Origin of the sequence: uncultured Sphingorhabdus sp., assembly GCF_937872355.1 — a bacterium.
GTDB lineage: Bacteria > Pseudomonadota > Alphaproteobacteria > Sphingomonadales > Sphingomonadaceae > Sphingorhabdus_B.
In genome coordinates, this window is record NZ_CALMSV010000268.1 from 1 (window position 1) to 2876 (window position 2876).

General features: G+C 62.7%; 4 protein-coding genes. 3 read left to right on the plus strand and 1 reads right to left on the minus strand.

Annotated features, from left to right (window positions below; translation table 11 throughout):
- Positions 1 to 259 (plus strand): type II toxin-antitoxin system RelE/ParE family toxin (locus tag Q0239_RS17070; RefSeq protein WP_298605098.1); only part of this gene is annotated, 259 nt, incomplete at its 5' end.
- Positions 260 to 262: 3 nt separating this feature from the next.
- Entirely contained in the window at positions 263 to 637 is a 375-nt protein-coding gene (locus tag Q0239_RS17075) for a helix-turn-helix transcriptional regulator (RefSeq protein WP_298605100.1), read from the plus strand.
- Positions 638 to 1039: 402 nt separating this feature from the next.
- On the opposite strand, the gene phaR is transcribed toward Q0239_RS17075, so the two are convergent.
- Positions 1040 to 1642, minus strand: a complete 603-nt coding sequence (gene phaR / locus Q0239_RS17080) for a polyhydroxyalkanoate synthesis repressor PhaR (RefSeq protein WP_298605101.1) — start codon at positions 1640 to 1642, stop codon at positions 1040 to 1042.
- A 304-nt stretch (positions 1643 to 1946) separates the two neighbouring features.
- Here phaR and Q0239_RS17085 point away from each other — a divergent pair.
- On the plus strand, positions 1947 to 2876 hold a 930-nt coding region (locus tag Q0239_RS17085), incomplete at its 3' end, for an acetyl-CoA C-acyltransferase (protein ID WP_298605103.1).

Below are 2876 nucleotides of genomic sequence, written 5' to 3' on the forward strand. Positions count from 1 at the left end.
GGTGGTCGGGTATCCGCGCGTTGGGCTGAAAGCTGTGGTCCAAATTCGGTTTGAACGGGCAAACGCCTTTGGCGAAAAAATCGATAATTTGGCCCCAAACCCCGCCAATCCCGCCAGCCTCGCCAATGTGGTGAAGAGATTGACCGGGCGGCCTGGCTACCGGATGCGCATCGGCGACTATCGCGTGATCTTCGATCAGGACGGAACGGTATTGCACATCCTGAAGATCGGCCCGCGCGGCAGCGTTTATGAGGACTGAGCCATGAACAAGCCAACGATCATCGTTACGCCGAGCGGAGACAAGATGGCGGTCGTTCCGCTTGAAGAATATGAGCGGCTCGTCGAAGCGCTGGAGGATGCAGCGGACATTCGCGCCTATGACGACATCAAGCGCAAGCTCGAGCGCGGCGAGGAGGAGTTGATCCCTGCCGAATACGCCAACCGCATTCTGGACGGCGAAAACAAGGTTCGCGTGTTTCGCGAGTATCGCTGCATCAGCGCAAAGGAGCTGGCGAAGTCGGCGGGCATCGCGCCGGCCTATCTGTCGCAGATCGAGAACGGCACGCGCGCCGGCACGGTCGAGACCTTCCGCAAACTGGCGGCCGCGCTCAAATTGTCGATCGACGATCTGGTCTGAGCGACGGGTTGGAAAGCCTCCAGTGCGCCACCCGGCTGCGCTGATCCCGACGCGTGATTCCGCTACCTCGGCGCTTCGCTTGCAGGCAGGGAGGGTACCTTGGTTGGCCGCTTGCCTAAGGCATTCAGCTAATTTTCCTATATTTTACAGAATTACGAAAATAATCCTTGACATTCGATGCGTTTGTCGCTATGTTCGGATCATGTTCGATCGATGAGCGGCGCAAACGCCGGCGTCATCGTCGAACGACAAACCCCGGCTCTTTTCAGAACCGGGGTTTGTTTGTCTGAATGCGAAGGTTGAGAACGAAGGACGAAAGGAAGGAGGACCGTGACGATGCAAGCCGCAGCGATCCAAACCAGCGCAAGCGCAACGCGCCGTCGGGCCGCGTTCCCGAACCTGTCAGTCCTTCTTCTCGGGCTCCTTCGACAGGCTCTCGAGCTTGTCCTGCATTTCCTTCATCTGGCGGCGCAGCGTGTCGATGTCGTCGCTGCTCTTCGCGTCGTCGGTTTTGGGGCCGGCGGGCGCGGTCGGCGGGCTCGACTTGCTGGTCGGCACGAACGGCTTGAACATCGAGAAGGTGCGCTCGAACATTTCCATGTTTCGCCGCACCGCGTCTTCCAGCGGCGCGAACGGCGTCATGCCGAAGGCGCTTGTCATCTGGCTGCGGAACTTTTCCTGCTCGCGCGTCAGCGTGTCCAGCGACTGCTCAAGATAGCGCGGCACCAGCATCTGCATGCTGTCGCCGTAGAAGCGGATCAGCTGGCGCAGGAAGGTGGTCGGCAGCAGGTTCTGCCCGGCCTTGTTCTCCTGCTCGAAGATGATCTGCGCGAGAACGGTGCGGGTGATGTCGTCGCCGGTCTTGGCGTCGTAAACCAGGAAATCCTCGCCGTTCTTGACCATCGAGGCGAGGTCTTCGAGCGTCACATAGGTGCTCGTGCCCGTGTTGTAGAGCCGCCGGTTGGCGTATTTCTTGATGGTGACGGGTTCATCTGTTTTCGCCATGACGCCCCACACAACGAGAGGATGCAGCCCGTCCGGGAAGGCCGACCGGGGAGCGTCATTTTAGACGCATCGCAACAAAGTAAGCACTTTCGGCCGCCCTCGGCTACCGTTTTATGCGGGGGCGGTTAATCGCGCCGGCGGCGTGGGAGCGGTCCGGGAAGGGCCGGTCCGCGCCGCATAATTCGCTGGCATGACGGGCCGAATGGGGGTTATTTGTCCGCTCCGAGATTGCTCACGTCACCCCTGATCCCCGGACTATCGAGCCCAGACGTCAGTCCGCATATCTTCCAGCCAGGAGAGTCCCATGAAAGACGATGTCGTTGTCGTCAGCGCCGCCCGCACCGCCGTCGGCAGCTTTAACGGCGCTTTTGCAAATACGCCCGCTCACGAGCTCGGCGCGGCCGCGATCAAGGCGGCGCTCGCGCGTGCCGGGGTCGAGGCGGGCCGCGTGTCCGAAGTCATCATGGGCCAGATCCTCGCCGCCGGTCAGGGCCAGAACCCGGCGCGTCAGGCGTCGATCGCCTCGGGCATTCCGGTGGATGCGCCGGCCTGGATCGTCAACCAGCTGTGCGGCTCGGGCCTGCGCTCGGTCGCGCTCGGCTATCAGGCGCTGATGAACGGCGACTCCGACATCGTCGTCGCCGGCGGCCAGGAATCGATGAGCATGGCGCCGCACGCCCAGCACCTGCGCGCGGGCGTCAAGATGGGCTCGCTCGAGCTCGTCGACACCATGATCAAGGACGGCCTGTGGGACGCCTTCAACGGCTATCACATGGGGACGACCGCCGAGAACGTCGCCAGGCAGTGGCAGATCACCCGCGACATGCAGGACGAATTCGCGGTGAAGAGCCAGAACAAGGCCGAGGCCGCGCAAAGCTCCGGCAAGTTCAAGGACGAGATTGCACCCGTCACCATCTCGACCCGCAAGGGCGACGTCGTCGTCGCCGATGACGAATACATCAAGAAGGGTGTGACACTCGACTCGATCGCCAAGCTCAAGCCGGCTTTCGCCAAGGATGGTTCGGTGACCGCCGCCAATGCCTCCGGCATCAACGACGGTGCTGCCGTGGCGATCCTGATGAGCGAGAAGGAAGCCGGAAGGCGGGGGCTGACCCCGCTCGCCCGCATCGCCTCGTGGGCGAGCGTCGGCGTCGACCCGGCGGTCATGGGCTCGGGCCCGATCCCGGCGTCGCGCGCCGCCCTCAAGAAGGCCGGCTGGAAGGTCGAGGACCTC